This window comes from Saprospiraceae bacterium (assembly GCA_026129545.1).
Taxonomy (GTDB): Bacteria; Bacteroidota; Bacteroidia; order Chitinophagales; family Saprospiraceae; genus M3007.
Map to the genome: position 1 here is coordinate 2,909,132 of JAHCHX010000001.1, position 23,788 is coordinate 2,932,919.

The 23,788-nt window shown below is 48.9% G+C and carries 20 protein-coding genes; 6 read left to right on the forward strand and 14 right to left on the reverse strand.

All coding sequences use genetic code 11. The features are described 5' to 3' along the window. Nucleotides 1–103: 103 nt before the first annotated feature. The 6 genes from KIS77_11260 to KIS77_11285 form a co-directional block, all read right to left on the reverse strand. On the reverse strand, nucleotides 104–793 hold the full coding sequence (locus KIS77_11260; protein ID MCW5922915.1) for a hypothetical protein: 690 nt from the start codon (nucleotides 791–793) through the stop codon (nucleotides 104–106). Nucleotides 794–798: 5 nt separating this feature from the next. Continuing rightward, nucleotides 799–1,788: a hypothetical protein gene (locus KIS77_11265; GenBank protein ID MCW5922916.1), complete on the reverse strand. Its 990-nt coding sequence runs from the start codon at nucleotides 1,786–1,788 to the stop codon at nucleotides 799–801. A gap of 319 nt (nucleotides 1,789–2,107) precedes the next feature. Continuing rightward, nucleotides 2,108–3,172, reverse strand: coding sequence for a hypothetical protein (locus tag KIS77_11270; GenBank protein ID MCW5922917.1), 1,065 nt, complete (start codon nucleotides 3,170–3,172; stop codon nucleotides 2,108–2,110). 234 nt (nucleotides 3,173–3,406) lie between these two features. Next, entirely contained in the window at nucleotides 3,407–3,937 is a 531-nt protein-coding gene (locus tag KIS77_11275) for a hypothetical protein (protein MCW5922918.1), read from the reverse strand. A 64-nt stretch (nucleotides 3,938–4,001) separates the two neighbouring features. Beyond that, nucleotides 4,002–5,978, reverse strand: coding sequence for a zinc-dependent metalloprotease (locus KIS77_11280; GenBank protein ID MCW5922919.1), 1,977 nt, complete (start codon nucleotides 5,976–5,978; stop codon nucleotides 4,002–4,004). Between the two features lie 585 nt (nucleotides 5,979–6,563). Further along, a complete protein-coding gene (locus KIS77_11285; protein MCW5922920.1) occupies nucleotides 6,564–8,177 on the reverse strand; it encodes a site-specific integrase in 1,614 nt (537 codons plus the stop codon). Nucleotides 8,178–8,372: 195 nt separating this feature from the next. On the opposite strand from KIS77_11285, the gene KIS77_11290 reads away from it, so the two are divergent. After that, nucleotides 8,373–8,729, forward strand: coding sequence for a hypothetical protein (locus KIS77_11290; protein MCW5922921.1), 357 nt, complete (start codon nucleotides 8,373–8,375; stop codon nucleotides 8,727–8,729). A gap of 398 nt (nucleotides 8,730–9,127) precedes the next feature. Here KIS77_11290 and uvrA read toward each other — a convergent pair whose 3' ends face one another. Together uvrA and KIS77_11300 are read right to left on the reverse strand one after the other, a co-directional pair. Further along, on the reverse strand, nucleotides 9,128–12,043 hold the full coding sequence (gene uvrA / locus KIS77_11295; GenBank protein MCW5922922.1) for an excinuclease ABC subunit UvrA: 2,916 nt from the start codon (nucleotides 12,041–12,043) through the stop codon (nucleotides 9,128–9,130). Nucleotides 12,044–12,267: 224 nt separating this feature from the next. Then, the gene (locus KIS77_11300; protein ID MCW5922923.1) at nucleotides 12,268–12,519 is read right to left on the reverse strand and encodes a hypothetical protein; all 252 of its coding nucleotides are present in this window, start codon (nucleotides 12,517–12,519) and stop codon (nucleotides 12,268–12,270) included. 6 nt (nucleotides 12,520–12,525) lie between these two features. On the opposite strand from KIS77_11300, the gene deoC reads away from it, so the two are divergent. Genes deoC through rodA form a run of 3 tightly spaced genes read left to right on the forward strand, consistent with a single transcriptional unit; the run spans nucleotide 12,526 to nucleotide 15,118 of the window. Next, a complete protein-coding gene (gene deoC, locus KIS77_11305) occupies nucleotides 12,526–13,149 on the forward strand; it encodes a deoxyribose-phosphate aldolase (protein MCW5922924.1) in 624 nt (207 codons plus the stop codon). 6 nt (nucleotides 13,150–13,155) lie between these two features. Further along, nucleotides 13,156–13,599 (forward strand): SPOR domain-containing protein, encoded by a 444-nt coding sequence (locus KIS77_11310; protein MCW5922925.1) that lies wholly within the window; start codon nucleotides 13,156–13,158, stop codon nucleotides 13,597–13,599. Nucleotides 13,600–13,633: 34 nt separating this feature from the next. After that, nucleotides 13,634–15,118 (forward strand): rod shape-determining protein RodA, encoded by a 1,485-nt coding sequence (rodA, locus tag KIS77_11315; GenBank protein ID MCW5922926.1) that lies wholly within the window; start codon nucleotides 13,634–13,636, stop codon nucleotides 15,116–15,118. A 35-nt stretch (nucleotides 15,119–15,153) separates the two neighbouring features. Here the strand turns inward: rodA and KIS77_11320 are convergent, their stop codons facing one another. The 6 genes from KIS77_11320 to KIS77_11345 form a co-directional block, all read right to left on the reverse strand. Continuing rightward, nucleotides 15,154–15,717 carry a hypothetical protein gene (locus tag KIS77_11320; protein ID MCW5922927.1) on the reverse strand — a complete coding sequence of 188 codons (564 nt, stop codon included), beginning with the start codon at nucleotides 15,715–15,717 and terminating at the stop codon, nucleotides 15,154–15,156. A 345-nt stretch (nucleotides 15,718–16,062) separates the two neighbouring features. Continuing rightward, nucleotides 16,063–17,532, reverse strand: a complete 1,470-nt coding sequence (locus KIS77_11325; protein MCW5922928.1) for a polysaccharide biosynthesis C-terminal domain-containing protein — start codon at nucleotides 17,530–17,532, stop codon at nucleotides 16,063–16,065. Between the two features lie 84 nt (nucleotides 17,533–17,616). Next, the gene (locus KIS77_11330; GenBank protein MCW5922929.1) at nucleotides 17,617–18,366 is read right to left on the reverse strand and encodes a response regulator; all 750 of its coding nucleotides are present in this window, start codon (nucleotides 18,364–18,366) and stop codon (nucleotides 17,617–17,619) included. Next, on the reverse strand, nucleotides 18,363–19,070 hold the full coding sequence (locus tag KIS77_11335) for a sensor histidine kinase (protein ID MCW5922930.1): 708 nt from the start codon (nucleotides 19,068–19,070) through the stop codon (nucleotides 18,363–18,365). Before KIS77_11335 ends, KIS77_11330 begins: the two co-directional genes overlap by 4 nt. A 3-nt stretch (nucleotides 19,071–19,073) precedes the next feature. Then, complete coding sequence (locus KIS77_11340) at nucleotides 19,074–20,246, reverse strand: tetratricopeptide repeat protein (protein MCW5922931.1); 1,173 nt, start codon at nucleotides 20,244–20,246, stop codon at nucleotides 19,074–19,076. 19 nt (nucleotides 20,247–20,265) lie between these two features. Next, nucleotides 20,266–21,042 (reverse strand): hypothetical protein, encoded by a 777-nt coding sequence (locus tag KIS77_11345; protein ID MCW5922932.1) that lies wholly within the window; start codon nucleotides 21,040–21,042, stop codon nucleotides 20,266–20,268. A gap of 304 nt (nucleotides 21,043–21,346) precedes the next feature. On the opposite strand from KIS77_11345, the gene KIS77_11350 reads away from it, so the two are divergent. Then, nucleotides 21,347–21,799, forward strand: coding sequence for a nuclear transport factor 2 family protein (locus KIS77_11350; protein ID MCW5922933.1), 453 nt, complete (start codon nucleotides 21,347–21,349; stop codon nucleotides 21,797–21,799). Between the two features lie 33 nt (nucleotides 21,800–21,832). Then, nucleotides 21,833–23,650 (forward strand): T9SS type A sorting domain-containing protein, encoded by a 1,818-nt coding sequence (locus KIS77_11355; GenBank protein MCW5922934.1) that lies wholly within the window; start codon nucleotides 21,833–21,835, stop codon nucleotides 23,648–23,650. Nucleotides 23,651–23,788: the final 138 nt, after the last annotated feature.

Here is a 23,788-nt window from a genome sequence, read left to right on the forward strand (position 1 = left end):
AGTTTGGGATAACGGGGGCACTCACGCATACCGCCGCTTGCGTTGGGCTTGCGAGTTGGGTTTGGCGGCGGTTGGCGTTGAGTGCGTTGTTGTAGGCATTTTCCTATCTTGAGAGCATTGCTGGATTTACTTCGGGTTTATTATGAATAGCCTTCAAATAAATATTCGCTCCATCTTCAACTTGCATATAAAGTGGTGAATCATTAGGCAAAATCTCACCATCGCCTACTAAATGCCATTCATAATTTTCATCGGACAAGTGAGGGAATAGCCCATCGGCTAAATATTTCGCTATTTTTCCGATTAAATTAAAGGAAGAAGAATAAATAATAAAAATTAGATTGGATTGATTAAATTTTAGAAAAAAGACAATTTTAGAATTAATCAAACCCTGTTTTCCTTTGCTTGTCAGTGAATTTGGAATGTCGATAATTGGCATATCTTCGTTATAGGGTATATTTTTATGCTTTAAAATATGGTAGACTAGTTTTTTTGAAGATGAATTTTTAGGTAATATCTCAAAACCTGTACTATCCATTAATACAATTTCCATGTATTCGTCTAACAAACTTAAAATGGCATGATTTATTGAATTTGATTCATGCGAAAATTGACTTCTATCAACTAAGCCTAACGCAACATTTTTTTCCCAAGAAGACAATCTGCCTTCAATCAATAGTATTTGATTATATATCGTAGGTTTTTCATCGCCTATCTGGTTTTTGAAACATGATATAGCATCCTTGGCATTGCCTTTACTTATTTTCCATTTTATCTTTTCAAAAAAATCCATTTTACTTACTTTTTAAATAACTTGTTAAAAATATTAGCCACACCCCATTGTTTTACAGTAGTTCTTCCTTTTTGAGAAACTTGAAACTTGCCATTTTCAATAAAAAGGTATTCAAGGTGGTCAAATATTTTTTTTGGGAAAGCAAAAACTAGTTTGGCTTCATCTTTTTTGCAATAAGATAAGGGACCAGAATAATCTTTCAATTTTTGAACCATAACCTCTTCCCCAGAAGGTATGCTAAGAGATAAAGAAGATAACAATATTTTGCCAATGAGGTAATCACCGTCTAAGTCATATTTTGGCATTGTAAGCCTTAATATTATACCTTCAGGAAGAATTGTCATCCCATCTTCTAATGTTCCAAATACCGTACTTGAGTCCAATTCAATATTTTCTATATTCGTCTCGTTTGCTACTCTAATATTAAATAACACATAATCGTCATAAAAAAAACGATTAATAATTCCTAATTGTGACGGCAAGGTGTCGTAATAAACATTATCTAATTTATTTATTTTGTTTGAAAAAGGAATGCTTTGATGTCCAATCGTCATATTATTCTGAAAGCGTCCACTAAAATTTTTATTTGGGTCATACTTTGGCAACGATTTAATAGTATTAATATTTATCCTGCCAATATTCGTAAAATATCCTTCACTAATTTTGCAATCGCTCGGGACAGCATACAATATAGAGTAAAAAAATCCTATGGGTGCATTGTCGAACTTAAAGCCAAATTCTTCAACCCAGATAAAAGTTTCTATTCCTCCAAAGACCCCCGAAGCAAAAGCAATCGGTGTAAATTTTTCGCCTGATTTTGAAAATATTACATCATTTATTATTGAAAAATAAAAACTATCATTCAAGTTACTTACTTCAATGATAATCATCACATATTTCAAACCAGGGTCTGGCATCCAATCTCCCCCGTCATTATTATTGAATCCCATTAACCTTACTTTGTTAGGGTAGTAAGCACCAATTAATTTATTCATTTTTTATTTATTTATTTTTGTCATTGCCTGCAACGGGGGCATGGACGACGTGGCGGCGGTTTATCCGGCGGCATGTCCGGCCATGCATAGTTAGTGGCATTCCCTTTTAGGCCTTCCGGTGTCGTTGCCGCTAACGGGGGCATGGACGACGTGGCGGCGGTTTATCCGGCGGCATGTCCGGCCATGCATAGTTAGTGGCATTCCCTTTTAGGCCTTCCGGTGTCGTTGCCGCTAACGGTGGCACTGCCGCAGTCGCCCGCTGCGTTGGCTTTGAGCGTTGGCTTTGCGGGCGATTGGCGGCAGTGCATTGTTCTCGGATTTATATTTTTATTTTATTGATTGTCAATTCATTGCCGTCAATTTTGAACTTGAAAAAATCTCCTTCGCTCTCGATAACCTCAACGTTTCCGTAGTGCATTTGGCGATGATGGTTGGCGCAAACTGTGATAATATTTGCTGCGCTCAACGACCCTTTTCCTTGTTTCGAGACAGGTTCAACATGATGGCTTTCGACGTAAAATTCTCCATTGCTCTTTTTAAAGCCGTGTGCTGGTTCGCCAAGTTGTTCACAAACTAAACACTTGTATCCTGTTATTCTTTTTATCTTATTTGATATTGCCCCTCGTTCAATGTAGGTCGAAACTCTTTCTTTTATCTCTGGGCGTAATTTTTTCATTTTATCTTCCAACTTCCGTATGCCTTGCAAAGTATCGGCATTTTCATCGGTCAGGGCTTCGAGTTGTTCTTGAACTTCATTTATCTCTCCAATTGCATCAACTTCAAGTGGGAAATTTTCGAGAAAACGTTTTAGTTTTTCATTTTTCGGATTGAGTTGATAGACGAGTTTTAGTATATTTTGTACATTATCGGAATTCAGGTAGTTGAAACCTTGCTGTGATATTTTCTTGCCTTCGGGGAGCAACTCTAATTTGCTTACATTTTCATTATTTATTACGAGGTGGTTTTCAAAGTATATGATGTGTTCAACATTGGCTCTTACGTTCCCTCCGTCATACTCTTTAAATTTTTGGTGCTTTGCTTCCCGGGGAAACCATTCATCTATTTCTGGGAAGCCATAAAATCCTACGATACATTTCCGATTGCCATTTTGGTAATCAGAACTGGTGAAGAAGACAATATTTATATCTTTTGATTTTTCAATCGAAGGCAGCCGATTGAACATTGGCGTGTAAGCTACAAAACTCCCGTCTTCTTCTGCTGGATATATTTCATGCCCGAAGTTCAGGCTTTCGTGCATGTGGGCATTTTCGATTACAAAATCGTATTTCGATGCCTTCAAGTCCTTGTCGGTGGGGTCGTCTTGCCACTTGTTGCTATTCCATGAAATCGAGGCAAGAATTCCAAAATTGGGGATTATCTTCATTTTTATTATTTTTATTTATTTCATTTTTTTCTTTCTCTTATTTCCGAGAACGGGGGCATGGACGACGTGGCGGCGGTTTATCCGGCGGCATGTCCGGCCATGCATAGTTAGTGGCATTCCCTTTTAGGCCTTCCGGTGTCGTTGCCGCTAACGGTTGGCTTCCCCGCCGTGCTCGCGCATAGCGGGCATGGGCGGGGAAGCAGGGTTGGTGGTTGTTATTATTGCTTTTCTTCGCTACTTGTAAAGCCTGACCTCAAACTTGCCATTTTTAATCTCAATCTTTAGACTTTCATCGTCACTAATAAAATGAATCTCGAAAAAGCCTTTCATTGTATCAGTAAGCGTATCAATTTCAGAGATGGTTATAAAACTGTGTTTTTTATCATTAATCCCCATAAACCCAATCAACACATCTCCATCATCTCCCCATTGGCCAAAACTTCCGCCAACGAATCCATCTCCCAAGTCGCTTATCCTACCTTTTACTGGAAAAGTTCCAATCGACAGGGGTATTTCATTTAATGCAAAGTGCTCCCTTTGCTCCCCAAAAGAACTGTAAGTGTAAAAATCAATTCCCCATAGAGTGGAATCGTTCTGGTGGTAACGCCAAAATCCAGAGGCTTCCCACGCTTTACCTTCCTTTGTGCCTTTTGCCCATCCAAATTCTTGTTTCCCGGGGCCATATATTATGACATCATCCTCTTTTTTACAGGAAATCGCAGACACAAGGCAAATAAACAGGAATATAAAATTGAGTTGTTTCATCTTAAAAATGTTTTGAAGATGAAAGGTTGCCGATGTAACAACCTTCCATCTAGCCTATTAAATTCTATTTTTGAAATTTGATTACTTTTTCAATAGATATTCCATCTTCATCGCAGACAAAAACCCAAATCATGCCAGTTGGGCACTTATCCAATTTGATTTCAAGACGGTCCGTATTTTGACCATCTAACTCAAGAAGCAACCTGCCATTAACGTCCAGTATTTTTACACTGAATAATTTTATTATACTGTTTACTCTCTCGATTACCAAAATATCGGATGCCGGATTGGGGGCAACCTTGTACCGATTGCTCTTTAATTCTCTAATCACATCGCTCGTCAATAAACTCTTAGAGTGAACCATTGACACGAATTCATTTGTGTCGCTATTCATAAGTGGGTTCGGTGGTTGGCATTGGGCGCAAAGGATAGTATTAATTACACGAGTCGCATGAACTTTCGTGCCGTCACTTGCCGTTACTGTGACCCTTAGAAAAAATTGTGGACATCCAAGTACCGAATTAATGGTCACGCTGGTACCTGTTCCCATCAAGGTTCCCGGGTTCGCAGATGTGAAGTTGCCGTCAAGGTTCCACCTCCATTCGTAAGTATATGGTGGCGCACCGGGAAAGCCAGTAGCAGGTTCAAGAACATTCGCGGTTAATGTTTTAGGATTGACCCAACCATTTAGCCCACAAAGCAGAGAAGATCCACCTATCGTTACCCCCAGTTCGGGAGATGCCTGATAGTGCTGGATAATGCAAGTGGCATTAGTGATTCCCAGCGTGTTGTTATTATCAGCCGTTCCTGTATCAAAACCATTGAATTGAATATCAGGGTTGGAATAATGCAGTACCCGTTGCGAGCCAGCGGTTATCATGTCATCGAACAGTATGGACATGATGGTTCTGTCTTGACCTCCGTCATTAAATCGCCATCCATGGGTACAAATATCCGTATTGTCTCCACAATTATTACACGGGACATTATTGTTTCTATTGTGCCTCGCACCGAATAGATGAGCAATTTCATGGGCTAGTGTCCACGTTGGATTTACGTTATTTTGGACTTCAGAAATTACGAAGGCACAATGTTTAGAAGGTGCTTCCCATACGAATTGCCCGTTTATTATTCTACCTGCCCGTGCTGCCCCTCGAATTCCTGGATAATTCATTGAGGTTAATAAGACAACGAGATCAGCTCTGAACTCGTCACGTATATCAGCTGCCGAAATGGGCAATTCAATAAAAATATCGTTATCAATATTAAGCGGATCGCTGTATTCGAAGTCAAACGGAGCTGTTCGAAACCTAAGTCCGATATCTTCAACACCGCTGTTGATTAAAGCTGCTTGAAATGCAAATAGACTGCTTGCGAAATGGCCGAATACTTCCCAGATGTTACCGAACTGCGTACCATACCATTCTTGCACATCTGGTGGCACCAAAATAAGGACATCAATGATGCCTCCACATCCTCCATCATTGTCGCATAAATCTACTGCCATTTCCCGCAATTCTGCTTCCGTATACCCTTGAAGGATGTGGTCTATCCCACAAATCTCTTTTTGAAATTTAGAAATATCTATTTCCCTGATTATGGATACACCGTAATCAATTGGAACAATTTCCCAAAATGCCTCATGATTTTGTATGAAACCGGACAAACGACCTGATGTTCTTATGAGGCCGGCATAGCCCTCCTCATTGGCCATTTTGCCTAGATAAGTATAGTCGCCGTTTGCCTGTAAATCATAGTATGTCGGAGTGAGATCGAAGCGGTTCTGCTCGCTCAAAACTTTCAAGGAAAATACCCCGCCTGATGAAAGGTGCTGGGCCAAATCCTGAAACAGTACATATTCAATTCTTTTGGTTGCTGAATCTTGAGACAGATTGTTGATAAATGAAAGTCTTCCTTGGGACAATCCTTGAGGTGCCGTTGTTACCGTAAAAAAATCACCCTGCTGTCCGAAAATTTGGGCAGAGATGTTGAAGGTTAACACTAAACAGATTAGACCGTTGGTTGAAAATTTCCTTTGCATAATCGAAAAATTTTAATGGTTATGGAATGTTTTTCATTTTATTTCTGTAATAACCACCAACGGTGGCATGGACGACGTGGCGGCGGTTTATCCGGCGGCATGTCCGGCCATGCATAGTTAGTGGCATTCCCTTTTAGGCCTTCCGGTGTCGTTGCCGCTAACGGGGGCATGGACGACGTGGCGGCGGTTTATCCGGCGGCATGTCCGGCCATGCATAGTTAGTGGCATTCCCTTTTAGGCCTTCCGGTGTCGTTGCCGCTAACGGGGGCATGGACGACGTGGCGGCGGTTTATCCGGCGGCATGTCCGGCCATGCATAGTTAGTGGCATTCCCTTTTAGGCCTTCCGGTGTCGTTGCCGCTAACTCTTGTTCCACGTCACCCCTAATTGACGGTTAAATTCGCTTTGTCGCCCGCCGGGGTTGCGTGTATCCAACTCGAATCGGCTGGATACACGCAACCCCGGCCACAAAAAAAACGCAGCGTGCCGGACTATGCGTGCCGGCAAGCTGCGCTTGAGAATGTTGGCGGGGCGAGGCAGATTGTCCATGAGAGGTTCCTTTGACGGGCAAAAATAAGCGTGTTGGTCATATCTCCAAATCATCCAAGGGGCTTTTTATTTTTTCCCAACTTTTTTTCGTGATATGGGTGTATATCTCCGTCGTTTTGCTGCTTTCGTGACCGAGCAACTCCTGTATGTTGCGCAAATCCATGCCTTTTTCCAGCAGATGCGTGGCGAAGGAATGGCGCAGCGTGTGGGTGGTTGCCAGCGGGTTGATGCGCGACCGATCCTTGGCGGCTGTGAAGATGGCCTGAACGCTTCGGTCGCTGTACGGGCCTCCGTCTGGCCCCTCGAATAGCCAATGTACCGGGCGGTACAGCGCCAGATACTCCTTCAGGAGGCTTTCGGCCTTTTGGGCAAGGATGGTGCAGCGATCTTTCTTGCCTTTCGCGTCGCGCACGAAGATGCGGTGCTGCTCAAACTGGAGGTCGGTCAATTTCAGTTTGGTGACTTCGCCGAGGCGCAGTCCGGCTGAGTAAATCATGGTCAATATGCACCGGTGCTTGAGATTGTCCACGGCCTTCAACAGCCGGGCCACTTCCCCCTCGGTCAGCACTTGGGGGATTTTTTGCGGTTTTTTCGCCTGCACCAACCCTTCCACTTTCTCTGCCTGATTGGCCACCTCGCAGTAGAACATCTTGAGCGCGCAGCATATCTGGTTCTGGTAGCTCTCGGTGATATGATGTTCCTTGATCAAGTGGTGGATATAGTCGTTGATTTGTTTTCTGGTGAGTTGGCTGGGCTTGGTGTCGTCGTAGAAACGGATAAAATTCCGTAGGGAGTTCTTGTAGCTCTTTACCGTGCGCCAACTGTACCGCTTCAGGAGCAGGCACTGCTCCAGCGCGGTCACGGCGGCCTCGTAGCGGGCGGGTTTGGACTGTTGTGGCTGCCATGGTTGCGCGGGCGAGGCCTCTTCCTCTTCCAAGCGCTCAGGCACGTTTTCGTCGGGAGTGAAGTCCCAGCGCAGCACACCGGCGAAGTATTGGCGTAGGAAGCGGAGGGTGAGCCGGGTGTAGGGCAGTTCCCACCACATCCACCGCTGGTCCCAGCGGCGGCCGTGTATGTTCTTCACGGTTTTTAGGTATTCCTTTATCAGGGCGAGGGGCAGGTCGAGGCAGAGCAGGCGCGGGTTTTGCGGGTGCGGCCGCACGCTCATCCTCGCGCTCGTCGTTCCGGTTGGTTGGCTCTCGGGCGGTGGCATACGGTGTATCGCTTTGATTTTCTCCCTATTTTCGGGCGTGTCAGGCACCGACCAAGCCTTGCGCTCGGGGTGCCACTCACAGCCTTCTATGCGCTTTATCGCGGCCCTCCTCTCGATGCGGGCTATGTCTATTTTGTAGTAAATTCGGCCTCCTTCGAGCGAGGCAGCGGCACGGTGCGCGGGATGTGGTGCGCTTGGAGCGGGTGTTTGCGGCTCCGGGGCGCTGTCTGAAACGGGGCGATCGGTAGTAGGAGGGACGGACGCGGCGTGCGGGATATCTGCCCACGCCCTATTTTCCGGGGTGTCGGGCAAAGACCACACCTTCTTGTTGGGATGCCAGCATTTGCCGGGCTTCATTTTGACCAAGGCGATCAGGTCATGTTGCTCGGGGCCGATTCGGAGGAAAATTCTTCCATTTTCTACATGCTTGTCTTGCATATCGGCATATTTTTTTACAAAATTGTTGAAAAAAAATTGTTGCAAGCAACTGTAAATAAGGTATTTGTAAAACATAATCGTTTGAAACGGTTGGCTATCGGATAATAAACCGCTGTATCCGTTGCAACCGTTTTTGAACAAAAATGCATACGTTTGTGCAAGGCTTGCATACCAGCCAACAAACACGTCAGGGGCATGAACAAATTGAAATGTCAGCAATGCGAAGCCGAGTTCAAAGGTCGCAGCGACAAGCGTTTTTGCTCGGTCGCTTGCAAAAACGCTTGGCATGCCGAGCACAGGCGGGCAACGCGCGATGCCGTGGCCGAGATAGACGGCTACCTGCACCGCAACCGCGAGATATTGGCCACTTTGATGGGCAGCGCCTCAAAGGTCGAGTTGGACCGACTGGTGCTGACGCGCACCGGGTTCAAATACGAATACCACACAGGCACCTACCTCAACAAAGAGGGAAAGGTGTACCGCATCGTCTATGACTATGCCTGGATGGATTTTTCAGACCAAAAAATCTTGATTGTGCGGAAAAAAAATTAGATGGGAGGTGCACGAACACATCGCACAGAATATGCCGCCGACACTCTAATGGCCAGCCATTCTCGGTTTGTATAGTCAACGCGAATCAGCCCCGTCCGCTTCGCTTGGCCGAGCAAGCCCCTGAGTACAGGGTCTGACAAGGTGGTTTTGCATGAACGGCGCTCGCAATCCTTTGAAAATCATGCAAATCAATCAAGGGAATCCCTGCCTTGCCACCGGGCAGGTTCAAATTCTCTTTAATCTCGGTATATACCATGATTCGCTAGGATTTGTCGGCTCACCATGCTCGCTCTCCCTGATTTAGAGCAGATTGCGATTGTGGCCATGCCCAAAACTTGGCGGCGTGAAGTACACAGATGACCCTACCACCTCTCACGGGGGGGCTGACAAACATTAGCTCACAACTCGTTTTGCAGGAACCGCCCTGTCCAACTTGCCCCCACTTTGGCTACTTCCTCCGGCGTGCCGGCACATACAATCGTGCCGCCGCGACCGCCGCCTTCAGGCCCGATGTCCACTATATGGTCGGCCATTTTGATGACATCGAGGTTGTGCTCGATGACGACGACTGTGTTGCCTTTTTCCACGAGGCGGTTGAGCACGGCGAGCAATTGGCGGATGTCCTCGAAGTGGAGGCCAGTCGTGGGTTCGTCGAGGATATAGATGGTGCGGCCCGTGTCCTTTTTGGAGAGCTCTTCGGCGAGTTTCACGCGCTGGGCTTCGCCGCCGGAGAGGGTGGTGGCTTGTTGGCCGAGCGTGATGTAGCCGAGGCCGACATCTTGCAAGGTTTTGATTTTCCGATAGATAGACGGGAGCGGCTCAAAAAACTCGGCTGCCTCGTTGATGGTCATTTCGAGCACGTCGGAGATGGATTTGCCTTTGTAGAGGACTTCGAGTGTTTCGCGATTGTAGCGCCGGCCTTGGCAGCGTTCGCAGTGCACCTGCACGTCGGGCAGGAAATTCATCTCGATGGTGCGCAAGCCCGCGCCTTCGCAGACTTCGCAGCGCCCGCCTTTCACGTTGAAGGAAAAACGCCCCGAATTGTAGCCCCGAATTTTGGCTTCGGGCGTGTCAGCAAAGAGTTTGCGGATGTCGCCAAAGACGTTGGTGTAGGTCGCGGGATTGGAGCGCGGGGTGCGCCCAATGGGGCTTTGGTCTATTTCGATGACTTTGTCCAGATGTTCCAACCCGGTGATTTTTTGATAGGTAAGCGGGCGTTTCAGGCTGCTGTAAAAATGCTGCTGGAGAATGGGGTACAAAGTCTCGTTGATGAGCGACGACTTGCCTGAACCCGAAACGCCTGTGACACACACGAAGGTGCCGAGTGGCAAGCGCAGGGTCACGTTTTTGAGATTGTGCCCGCTCGCGCCTTCGAGTTCGAGCCATTTGCCATTGCCTTTGCGGCGTGCTTCTGGGATGTCGAGGTGGGTGCGGCCCGCGAGGTAATTGGAAGTCTTGGTCGGGTTTTTCAAAAAGTCGGAGGGGACGCCGATGTCCACGATGTGGCCGCCGTGCCTGCCTGCACCGGGGCCGAGGTCAATGAGGTAGTCCGATTCGAGCATGATGTCGCGGTCGTGTTCCACCACGATGACGGTGTTGCCGATGTCGCGCAGGTTTTTGAGGGCTTCGATGAGGCGATGATTGTCGCGTTGGTGCAGGCCGATGCTCGGTTCGTCGAGGATGTAGGTGATGCCCGTGAGTTGCGAGCCGATTTGTGTGGCGAGGCGGATGCGCTGGCTTTCGCCGCCGGAGAGCGTGCGTGCGGGTCGGTTGAGCGCGAGGTAGTCAAGCCCGACTTGGAGCAAAAATTTGAGGCGGAAGCGGATTTCTTTCAGCACATCCTTCGCGATGGCTTTTTGGCGCTCGCTCATCCGGTTTTCGACGTTTTCCAGCGTGGCGGAGAGTTCGGTCAAGTCCATTTCCGAGAGTTCCGAGATGTTTTTCTCCCCAATTTTAAACCACAGGCTTTCTTTTTTAAGGCGGGCACCATTGCACTCCGGGCAGGGGGCGACGGTCATAAAGTCTTCGGCCCATTGGCGGATTTTCTCGCTGGTCGTGTCGGTGTACCAACGTTTGAGCATATTGAGCAGGCCGTCGTAGGCGAGATTGTAGGTCCATTCCTCGCTGCCCCAAGTCATTTCTATTTTCAAATCCTCGTCGCCGCCGTGCAGCAGGGTTTGCATGGCGGCTTCGGGGATGTCCTTGATGGCTGTTGAGAAGGAGAACTTGTACTTCTTGGCCAGTTCGCGGAGTTGTTTGAACATGGTGTTGTCGCGCACCTCGCCAAGCGGCACGATGCCGACTTCATTGATACTCTTTGCGTCGTCGGGAATCACACGCGCCATATCCACTTCGTGCACTTCGCCCAATCCTTTGCAATGCGGGCACATTCCGTAAGGCGAGTTGAAGGAAAAAGTGTTGGGCGAAGGCTCGTCGTAGGAGATGCCACTGTCCTCACACATCAAGTTCCGGGAATAATTTGCCAGATTGTCGCTTTCCAAATCAAGAATTTGCAACAATCCGTCGCCCAGCCGAAGGCTCATCCTCACGCTCTCCGCCAACCTGTCCGTCCGGTCGTCGCCGATTTTCAGGCGGTCCACCACCACTTCTATGTCGTGGATTTTGTAACGGTCCACTTGCATACCGGGCGTGATTTCCACGATTTCGCCATCCACGCGAACGCGGGTGTAGCCTTGTTTTCTGATTTGCTCGAAGAGCTCGCGATAGTGGCCTTTGCGCGAGCGGACGACGGGGGCGAGCAGGGCGATTTTCCGGTCGGCAAATCGCTCCAAAATGTTTTGGATAATTTGCTCCTCCGTGTATTTCACCATCTTTTTCCCGGTGACGTGGGAGTAGGCTTCGCCAGCGCGGGCGAAGAGCAGCCTCAGAAAATCATAGACTTCCGTTACCGTGCCGACGGTGGAGCGGGGGTTGCGCCCTGTCGTTTTTTGCTCGATGCTGATGACGGGCGAGAGGCCAGTGATTTGCTCCACGTCGGGTCGTTCCATCTCGCCGATGAACTGGCGTGCGTAGCTCGACAGGGTTTCCATGAAGCGGCGTTGCCCCTCGGCATAAATGGTGTCGAATGCCAGCGAGCTCTTGCCTGAGCCGCTCACGCCGGTGATGACCACGAGGCGGTTTCGCGGGATGCGCACGTCCACATTGCGGAGGTTGTGGGCACGCGCGCCGATGACCTCGATGAACTGTTGATTTGAGGATTCGGTGATGGGGTGATTTGAAAGCGCGGCTTCATCGCTGGGGGAACCATTTGTAGGGGCGATTTCGGGAGCGGTTTGGGTTTTTGCCTTTGCCATAGTTTGGGAGAACAACGCCGTGAAAAAGAGGTTTGGAGGGAAAGGCAAAAGTAGGGAAAAGGCAGGTTTCGGGAAAAGAGTTTTAAAACAAAATGTCTATAAAATTTATTTGGAATGAACCCGCTTCCCGTTCCTCCAAACGTCACAAACCCGACAAGACGAATGTTTTTCAATGTGAACTGGATAAAATTTAGAACAATTTGCCATAGAATCAAAAACCAACTCTACTTTTGTTGCCGAACAACCGCATGAAAGCGCCTTTGAGCCTTCTCGTCGCGGAACCATGCGGGAAGGCTCTTTTTTTTGCCTCCCGTTTGTGATGAAAAACCTGCCCGCCCTCTTTCTTTGCGTGTCGTTTGAGCGACACTTCCAACAAGGTACTTCATATTTGGTACAATCTTTTCCGCCATTAAATCATCCGGTGTCGAATCATCGGATTTTGTGTGATGTCCGAACTTGCAAAGATTATTGAGCATACAATCTTGAAACCTGACACATCGCTTGCGGATGTGCGACGTGTGTGCGAGGAAGCGCAAGCGCATGGGCTTGCGGGCGTGTGTGTGCCGCCGCTTTATGTGCGCGAGACACGCCGCATTTTGGGGGAGCCTGCGCACATCAGGGTCGTGACGGTGGTTGGGTTTCCGATGGGATATTCTGCCATTGCTGCCAAAAGCGAGGAAATCAAACGCGCCTTGGAAGAAGGTGTGGACGATATAGATGCGGTCGTCAATATCGCAGCGGTGAAGAGCGACAATTGGAACCATGTGCAACGCGACATAGAGGCCGTCGCCTTGGCGACTCACATGCGCGGTCGCACTCTAAAACTAATTCTTGAATGTGGCCTTTTGAACTGGGCTGAAATCAAAAGAATTTGCGAACTTGCGGCCAACGCCCGCATTACTTGGCTCAAAACAGGCACGGGCTTTCATGGCTTGCCTGCCACGGAGGAAATGGTGCGCCAGCTGAGAGCGGCGGCGCCCAAAGACATGAAAATAAAGGCCGCCGGTGGCATCCGCACCACTCAGGATGCAACGGCGGTCGTCGCGGCGGGTGCCGATAGAATAGGCACGTCGGCATCGTTGAAAATTATCGGGGTGGAAAAATAAATAGGCATGAAGTATCTGAAAGTTATTTCTTTTTCTCAACGCAGCACACGCGAGGTTGTGAGCGTTTGGGTGTTTTTCATGGTGATTTTTGGTTTTCAGCAACAGCTATCCGGACAGGAAATCCAGCTCAACGAAGACCCCAGAATCGCTCAAATGTTTCGCAACTGGACCAACAACAATCGCGCAAACCCCAAGGTGGATGGCTGGCGAGTGCAAATCATGGCAACTGCCGACCGCCAGCAGGTGGAGGATGCCCGCACTCGTTTCCGCATTCAATACCCTGAGGTGCCCGCTGAATGGATACATGAAAAGCCTTATTACAAGCTGCGGGTGGGCGCTTTCAGGAGTCGCTTGGAAGCCCAGCGATTTTTGGCCACACTATCGGGATATGCGGGCGCTTACCCAGCCAGAGATGCGAACATCCATCCGCGCGATTTTTTAGAACAATAGACAAACAACCCTCGCATTTTTTGCTCATCACATTATGGCAGCGTCCAAACGCACCGCGTTCACGATTGGCGACATTGACAAACGATTGGTCTGGCTCTATCTGGCATTGGTCTCAATAGGGTGGATGATGATTTATTCGGTCAACTACGACCCGAACGGCCCGTTGCTCGGCGTATTCGACCTGACCAACAATGCGGGCAAGCAAATGCTTTTCATTTTGGTTTGCTTCGCCATGATTTTTGTAATCATGATGACCGACTGGTCGTTTTGGCGAACTTATAGTTTCATCATTTATTTATTCACGTTGGTATTATTGCCCGGAACCTTGATTTTTGGTCGAGAGGTGAATGGCGCAATGGCCTGGTATCAGTTTGGCGGTTTTTCTTTTCAGCCGTCTGAATTGGCCAAGTTCGGAACCAGTCTTGCTATGGCTGGATATTTGAGTTCCACGGGCGTTGATTTGGGCACATGGCGTAGCCGTATTGCAGCATTCCTCATTTTTCTTGTGCCTGTGGGCATTATCATGGCTCAATCGGATACCGGCTCGGCGTTGATTTTTTTCTCTTTCTTTCTGGTGCTTTATCGCGAAGGGCTTTCCGGGACTTGGTATTTCTTGGGGGCAATTGCCATGTTGAGCGTGATTTTAGGCTTGGCTTGGCCTCCTGCTTACATTATGGCGGGCTACATAGCCATCTACAATTTTTTGCTCATCAGGCCCTTTCGCAAGCTGAACCGCTTGTGGTGGACGCTATGGACGTTGACGGTGGCGCTCACGGTTTCGTGGCCTGTTGTTTCCTCCGTGTTGCTTGATTGGATGGATAAAAAAGAAGGGGAAATCGCCAACTTTGACCTCTACATGCTGGGGCCTCATTTTCTATTGGCCACTATCGCTTTTTTCTCAAACTACTGGGGCAAGGCATCGTTTATCCAAGCCGCTTTGTTGAGGCGATTGTCGGTGCTTTTGATGGCTTGTGGGTTGGTGTTCGCGGCCAATTTTGCCAGTACCAAACTCCTCGCTCCTCACCAACAGCAGCGCATCAACGTATGGCTCAATCCTTCCAAAACAACCGCTGCCGACGCACGCGGCTCTGCTTACAATATGCTTCATTCCAAAATGGCTATCGGCTCTGGAGGCATCGTAGGGAAGGGATATTTGAACGGCAACATGACCAAACTCAAATATGTGCCTGAGCAAACAACCGACTTCATTTTCTGCACGGTGGGCGAGGAACATGGCTTTGTGGGCGTTCTCGTCGTGGTGGGGCTATTCACATTCCTCCTATATCACATCACCGTGATTGCAGAGCGCCAACGCTCCAATTTTTCCCGCATCTATGCCTATTCGGTGGCAGGCATCATTTTCATACACTTCGTCGTGAACGTGGGCATGACTATGGGTATTTTCCCCATCATTGGCATTCCGTTGCCGTTTTTGAGCTATGGTGGCTCGTCGCTCATCGGGTTCTCCTTGATGATTGGGGTACTCTTGAAATTGGACAGCAATCGGAACTTGGCCTGACGAGCCTACAATTGCGTTTGCCCTGTTCGTCATTTTCATTCATGATTTTTCAAGGCTTCAATCTTTTCTATCAAGGTCTCCGCGATAGTGCCAGTATATCGGTCAAACATTTTTATCATGTCAATTTCCATGTCAAGAAGTTTGGGAAATCGCTGATAGGCAAGAGCAAGCATTTGTTTTTTTAATTCAAGCCCGTGCGTTGTGTCAACGAGCATCGTATTTTCAGAAGACAATGTTTGCCCATCTATAAATTGTTCTATCGTGGCTATCAGGAGCGTGGCTTGTGTTTTGGCAAAATGGCTGAATGTCTTGATTTGCGCGTCGTTCAGCAAATGGAAACCGGGGTAGTGCTCAAAGGCATAATCGCGCACCAGCAATGCAATTTCGTTCGCTTGGCTCTCCCTTCCGATTTTTTTGCGCTCTTGTTCCATCTCGGCATCCAGCGAGCCATAAGTGCCTCGTTCGCCAGCCCTTTTGTCCATCCATGCGCCGCCCTCATCATAGCGTTCTTCTTTGAGCCACGACTGTTTTTGCCTGCGACGGTTGAGCAGACCAACTATTAGCACAAACAAAATGAATAGGCCGAATAGTAAACCCATAGTTGATTTTTTTTGTAAAAACTAAGGTAGAGGGTTGAGGGTAGAAGCACACTACTGAACGTTGTTTTTGTGCCGCAAAGACACAAAGGCACAAAATGCGGCAAATCAACGAGTATTTTGCTTTGCGTCTTTGTGACTTCGTGGCAAATTTGAAAATATCCAGTAGTGTGGTCCATCACATCTATCTTCTTTGCAAAAACATCGCATCTTCAAGACGTTGTAGATGCGATGTCTTGTAAAGAAGATAAAATTGGTTAGTGGGCATTCCTGTCCGCTCGTTGAAACGAACGGTTTCAAGATGATAGATGTGTGTTGTGGTTGTCCACATGAAGTCACGAAGAGCCATTATTTTTTCAAAAACGCTACTGCTCTCTGCCAATCCGCCATTTTGAAAACAACCGCTCCAACCGCTCCTGCCAGCAAGCCGATTCCGCATTTCACCCACCAGTCCAAATCGGTTTTTTCAAAAACAAACCAACTCGCGGCGAGCACGAACGCGGCAAAACCCGCCTTGCGCAGCCACCATTTTTGGCTCGGCCAAAAATCGAACGTTTTGGCGCACAGCCACATCATGCCGACGGACACGAACGATTGCGTCAGCACCGCTGCCAGCGCCGTCCCAAAGGCTTGATAACGAGGAATCAGGAAGAGATTCAGCACGAGATTGAGCAAAATGCCGAAGATGAAAACCCGACCCATTTCTCTCAGTTTTTCGTGTGCTGTCAGCAGCGTTCCGAAAATATATGTCAAACTCACTGGCACAAAAGCCCAAATCAACACACCCAAAGTATCCCAACGATAAGCATTCGCCCGGGTCGGCATCATCAGGCGCAGTAAATCTTCGCGGGCAAAGCAAATGACGGTCACCAAAGTCAGACTTCCCGCCCACAACAGGTTGAAACTCAACGAAGCGAGCGACCGGGCACCGTTTGTCCCGTCATTTTTTAGCAGCCGCGCAAACATCGGCAGTAGCAGCGACGCGAACATGAAGCCGAACATATTGCAGGCATCGAGCAGACGGTATGCCCCGGCAAAAACCTCGGCGTGGGCTTTTCCATCGGGCAACAGGCGTTCGAGTAAAACCCCGTCGAGGCGCGTGTAGGCGAACATGAGCAGGATGACGAGGGCGTAAGGAAAACTTTTGCGGAGCAAAAACAAAACAACGGGACGACCCGCCCGCCAGTTTTTCGCCCAAGAAGGCCGCACCGGGAAATCGGCTTTTTGCCGTAGCACCCAAAAAACGATAAGCGCCGTGAGCGCCAAAGCCAGCGTTTGCGCGAGCGCGAAAGTCTCGATGTTGAGCGGGATGCCCGGCAGATTTCCCCACAGCAAAATGCCGCAAGTGGCGAGCATGAGCAATTTGTCCAGCGAAGAAAGCAGGCTGTCGAGCCGATAATGGCCGAGGCCGGAAAGGTTGGAGCGCAGATACAAGGTCAGTTGAACCAGCACGGCGTTGAACAGCAGAATGAGCAGCAGCGGCAGTTCGCGCGAGCCGTAGCCGAAAATTCCCCAAGCGACGAACAGCGTTAAAACGATGTAGAAAACGCCGAGCAAAAATTTGATTGCCAGCAAATTGGGAAAATATTTTGGCAGCAACTGCGGGTGCTGACTCAGGTAGCGGCTGTTGAAATTCTGAATCCCAAAGTCGTTGAGGATTTGAAAAATGTAGGTAAGATTGAGCAATGCGAAATACAGCCCGTAGTCCTCGCCGACGCGGTTTTGCACCGTCAGGTCAATGCCGAAAATGAAAAACGGCTTTATCAGCAGGTTGATAAAGACGAGCAGGAGGACGTTGAGGATGAATTCGCGGTTCACGCGGCGAAGGTAGGATTAACGTCGGTTTAACGTCGGAAGGGTTCCAAACCCTTCCGACGTTTGTCAAAACCCTTCCGACGTTTGTCAAACGGTCTTTATTCGTTTCAAAAACTCTTCTTTTAATGTCTTGCTCAAAGGCAAAGTTTTTTGTCCGATGACCACCGTGCTCTCATCCACTTCGTCTATCTGCGCGAGATTGACAATGTGCGAACGGTGGATGCGCTGGAAAAGGGCGGCAGGCAATTGGTCTTCCAAGGTTTTCATCGGCATGCTGAGGAGGTATTCTCTTGTTTTGGTGAAAATGCGGCAGTAGTTCCGCTCGGCTTCGATATAAAGAATGGCCTCGAACAGGATTTTGACCATCCTGTCTTTATTTCGTACAAAAATGCGGTCGGAAAGGATGTAGGGGTTGTCTTCGCCCGTTTTTTGTTCCCGATGTTCGGCGGGAGATTGGTTCGCCATGAGGCTGATGGTGAGTTCCAAGGCCCGTTGCAAGTCCAATTTTTTGAAAGGTTTTGCCAAAAAGGCATAAGGCTTTGCTGCTTTGGCGCGGTTGAAGGTAGCATCGTCGCTATTGGCAGTCAGGAAAATGACGGGGATGTGATGCTCTTGTTGCAAGACCTGCGCCAGGGCGATGCCGTCCATGCTGCCTTTCAACTGGATGTCGAGCAGGGCAATGTCGGGCGCGTTTTCTTCCAATTGCAGCAGGGCTTCTTCGGCGCGGGACATGATGCCGGTGACCTCGTAGCCGAGTTCGCTGAGGAACATAGCGACTTTCGCGCCGATGAGCATCTCATCTTCTACCACCAATATTTTGACAGGACTTTCGGTCATGCCGCTTTTTTCAAGTTGAAATCAAAAATTACTGTGGTACCATTTTTCACTTCTTCCCGCATGGTGCCGCTCAATTGGCGGGTGAGGAGCGACACCAATTGTCCGCCGAAACCCGTGCCGTGTGTCAGGCTACTTTTGCCCACACCGTCGTCAGCGACTTCCAAGTGCAACATTCCTGCCGGATTTTTTTCCAATTTGATGCGCACCTTGCCTTTTCGACCGTCGGGGAAAGCGTATTTCAAGGTATTGGTCAGGAGTTCGTTGACGATGAGGCCGAGGGGAACAGCCGTGTCAATGTCAACATCCAATTGGTCCATCGCGCATTCGATGCTCACGCGGTCGTCCGCGCCAAAAGAATCGAGGACACTTTCGCTGAGGTTGAGGAAATAGTCTTTCATTTCGATAGCCGCGAGTTTGTCGCGCTGGTACAGTTTCTGGTGGACGATGCCAATGGACTGCACCCGGTTTTGGCCTTCCAGCATGGCGTCTTTGATACCTTGGTCGTCAATTTGTGCGGATTGCAGTGCCAAAAGGCTCGACACCACTTCGAGGTTGTTTTTGACGCGGTGGTGGATTTCCTTCAAAAGCAATTCGTTTTCGGCGTTTTTGGTCGCCAAAAGTTGGTTGGCCTTCGTGCGGGCGCGGTAACTGCGGTAGCCGAAAAACAAAAAACCTGCGAGCAATGCCGCCACGCCGATGCTCAACCATTACACCAATCGCTGTTGGGAAATTTGCTGCTCCTGCGAGGCGATGGTGGCTTCTTTCTTTTCTGTTTCGTACTGGGTGCGCAGTTCCGAAATGGCTGCGTCGCTTTGGATGGACGCGGTGCTGTCCCGCATCTGTCGGGCTTTCTTTTGGTACAACAAGGCCGATTTGTAGTCGCCTAATTTTTCGTAAATCGTGCTGGCGTGGCCGTAGTTCTCGGTAAGGTTGCTGATGTCGCCCCCTTTCTCTTGCAATGCGATGGTTTTCAACTGGTAGGGCAAGGCATCGGCATATTTTCCCATCAATAAGTTGACCTCTCCGAGGTTGGCGATGGCGGTGGAGATGCCGCCGGGGTAGTTCGCTTTTTCGGAATTGGCCAGACACACTTTGTAGTCTTCCAATGCCTCGGCATAGCGCCCCAAGCGTTTGAGCGCGTTGCCCCGGCAATTGATGATGTCGGCTATGTTGCTGAGAGACGGGTCGGACGAGCGCGTCAATTCGAGTGCCTGATTGTAGTAAGCCAAAGCCTGCGCATTGTCGCCCATGGCGATACAGGCATCCCCCGCATAGCGCAGGGCGTAAGGCAATTCTCGCTGAAAATTGTTTTTTTGGCAAATGTCAATCGCTCTCCGGGCATATTCTAAGGCTTCCTGCTGCCTTCCCTGTAGGAGCAAATCATCGGACACCCGGCCCAGGGCATCGGCGATTTTTTCTTGGTCGCCCAATTCTTCCATGCGCCGCAGCGCCTGAAGGTCGGCCGCCATGGCTTGGGCGATTTCCCCTCTGCGTTTGTGTACCCAAGCGATTTTGAAATAGGTCGTGGCCTCGCCCCTTTTATTGCCCGCTGCTGTGTAGCCAGCCATGGCTTTGTCAAAGAACAGCGTAGCGGAATCCAGCTGCCCGAGGTTGGCGTGCATCCGGCCTTGCATTTCGTGGAATTTGGGCTGCCAGTTTTTGTCGCCCGTTTTTTCGGCCAGTGCCACGCCGCGTTTTGCGTAGCCTAGGGCTGTTTTGAAGTCCACGCCAAAAGCCATGTTGGTCATTTGACTGAGCAGTTCGAGGCGTTGTGTGTCGGCTTGTGCGACTGCAAAACGCTGTTCAAGGCTATCGAGCGGGGAGTTTTGGCTGAAAAGAAGTTGGCAGGGGAAGCAGAGCAGGAAAAAAAGTTTTCTCATATTACGGTACTGCACACTGTTATGTGTGATTAATTTTTTTGTAAAGTCGCCGAAAAGGCTCGGTTGTGTGAGCGCTATACCTTCTCAAATCATTGTTGCCTGGTCTTGGAAAATTAATCAAGCCCGTTTTTTCTGCGCTTATTAAGTAGGCCTCAGCCATTTCCCTGTTAAAATTCATTTCTTTTTGGACACTTGTCAAGAACTCCTGCCAATTCTCGGCATTCATTCTTTTTCGAGTTACATCGGGCGTAGAATGGTCGGAATATGTCATTTCAAACTTATAAAGCAACATCACCAACCGGATTTCTGTAAAACTTAGATTGTCCAGAGCGTTGAAGTCAAAATCGAATTCATCCATTTCTTGTGGCTGCTCTGCTGAAAAAGTATTGCTTAAGAGATCAGCGAAGTATTTAATTTTTTCTTGTCTTCTTGTTTTCAGAACACTCAAAAAAGTCTGTCCGCATGCGTGAATGAAATCTTCGTTCCGAGATAGCTCTTCGGTAATTTCAAAATTATTATCAGAAAGTCTATTGAAAAATGTTGTTGCTCTCTTCTGCTCAATTTCACTGAGTGTTCGTAGTGCCGCCTGTGTAACTCTGGCTTTTTCTAGCAAGTAATCTTCGGCCTTCAATGTACCCAACCCAAACATTTTCTCCACGGAAGTCATCTTATTTTGTAATAAAATGATTTCGTGCCTTTTTTCCGTTGTTGTGGTTTCTTTTGAAATCATGTCGAGCGCAGGAAGGGTCTCACCCTCCGCTATCAATTTTTCGGCGTTCAGAATTTCATTACTCATTACCAATGATTTTGTAGTTTAAAATTCAAAGTTGCGGCTAACATTCGGTCAACGAGTCCCAGCCTTCGGACAGTAAAACCCGCCATTGGGACAATAGCACGCAGGACTTGCCTCGCAAGGAGGCTACATTTGAAACAGGGGGGAGATTGCTTTTTCTGGCAGGACGAAGGTAGCGCAACTACTATGAGTTTCGATGCTCGTGAAAACATCTGATTTTCAAAATCGGGTATTTCCACGCTGCTGCAGTCAAAAGTAAATTGCCCATTATTCCCATTTCCTTTTTTACAAACATAATTTGCTAACAATGAAAAAAGTCATTCAATCCAGCCTCTTTTTCGTGGCCCTTCTGTGCGCCGCTTTCACCACGACTTTGAACGCCCAAGACGTTGACAAAGAAATGGTGGCCTTTGCCCAGCAGTTTCAAGATGCCTACAACAAAGAAGACCACGCTACCCTCAAAACCTTCTACACCGCCGATGCCGTCAGGGTCGCCAAGGATGGCACCAGCATCACGGGAGCCGAGGCAATCGGAGCATTTTGGGCCGAACAATTCAAAGGCGCCGATGCTACCCTCACGCTCAAGCAGTCAAGCGTGGTATGGAAAGATGTCAGCCATGCCTATGTCGCAACCGGCACTTACCATGTGACCGGCGTCACCGTGAAAGGGGACAAAATCAATCTTTCGGGCACCTATACCAATACGATGCTTAAGGAAAATGGCGCTTGGAAAATGACCAAATCTGTGCTGAGCGAGTAAACAACACCACTTTCACAATCAAATTTTGCTACAATGAGAAACATTATTTACACCGACCCGAGCGCCCGATGCTGGCTGCTCGTTTTCTTCCTCTTAGTGACCGGCGCATTTCAGTCCACAGCGCAAATCGTGGTGGACAACTGCAATACCGGAACATTCCTGCAACAAGGCAACGGTTCCCTGCATATCATCGCTTCCGGGGCCATCGGCGGTTCGCGGGATGTCAGTATTTCCAATGCAGGGGGGGCATCTTCCTATATAGCTCACTTCGATATGACCGGCTATATAAGGGTAAATCCCTATTACAACGGCTCCAATCCTACGGGCAACTTTGATATCGGCTGGGGCAACAGCTATGTTTCAGGGGGGACTGACTTGAACCTGAACGCCGCCGATTACAGTCGTATCGAGTTGAGACTGACAAAAGCGCCGTTTAATGATGGACAGATAGCCGTTCGGTTTAACAAGCCGGGAGACCCTGATTATTCCAGCGTTTCTGTGAACATCCTTGGCCAAAGCCCTATAACTTATACCTTTCAGCTGTCGGACTTCAGCGGTCTGAACCCCTCGGATATTGACGGCATTTCCATCGGGTTTTCAAATTGCGACCCCGACAGCACTAGCGAGATTGACTATATACAGTTCAGCGGGTTCGCCGATGACGATGGCGACGGTATCGGCAATGGCAGCGACAATTGCCCGAACACTCCAAACGCCAACCAACTCGACAGCGACGGCGATGGTATTGGCGATGTTTGCGACGATTGCTCTGCCGCACCGGACATTGCGAATTTCAACGAAGAAAACTGCAACTGCCAACCGGGCTATTACGCCGTGATGACCAATAACGTTATCACTAGCTGCCAGATTTGCCCTCCAGGTTTCTACTGTCCGGATGGTGTAAATGCATATCCCTGTGCAGCAGGTACGATTTCCAATCTCTCAGGCCAAATACAATGCACTGCCTGCCCGGCAGGGACTTTCAATCCCAATTCGGGTCAAACGGCCTGCATCGCCTGCCCGCCCGGCAAGTATTCTTCCACCACAGGAAATGTGGCCTGCGCAGACTGCCCGGCGGGGACTTCCAACCCCAATTCGGGTCAAACGGCCTGCATCGCCTGCCCGCCCGGCAAGTATTCTTCCACCACAGGAAATGCGGTTTGTCAAAACTGCCCAGCCAACACCTATAACCCTGTGTCAGGTCAAACACAATGTCTCGGATGTCCGGCGAACACGGAGAGCGACCCCGGTGCCACAGAATGTACGCCCATTGAAAATGGCGAGGACAGCGATTGCGACGGCATTCTTGATGCTGACGACGACTGTTCCGGTGGCAACGACATGGTGGACAACAACAACGACGGCTTACCCGACTGCAAATACCCGCCCGCCTACAACCAAATCATCGCAGCATGGAAATGCGGCAACAACAAAGTCTATATCTGCCACAACGGCAACACCCTCTGCATTAACGAAAGCGCGCTCGCCGCGCACATCGCCCACGGCGATTACCTCGGCCCTTGCGGCAACGCGACTTGCGGGGGGCAGGGGCGCGGTCGCGAAAATGCGGAAGACCGCGAATCAGCCACCGAGCAGCCATTAGCAATCGTCAAACTTTCCCCCAACCCTGCCTCTAAAGAGGCTTGGCTCGATATGTCAGCATTTGAAGGGAGTGCGTTTAACATCCGTTTGCTCGACGTGCAAGGTGTTTTGGTGCGCGAACTCAACGTGGTGCAAGCAAGCCACGACCTGTTGCGCCTCGATTTGAGCGGCATGGCTGCCGGGATGTATTTCGTGCAGCTACAGCCCGAAGGCGAGGTGGTGCAGACGCTTAAATTAGTGGTGGAATGAAACTTAAAAACATCGGACGAAAAACGCCGGAAGGGTTTGAAACCCTTCCGGCGTTAAACCTTAGACCTGCCCCAAAAAATCATTGATAGCAATCGCGCCCTTATCGTCCTTCGGGTCGGTGAGGGCGTTTTTACCTAA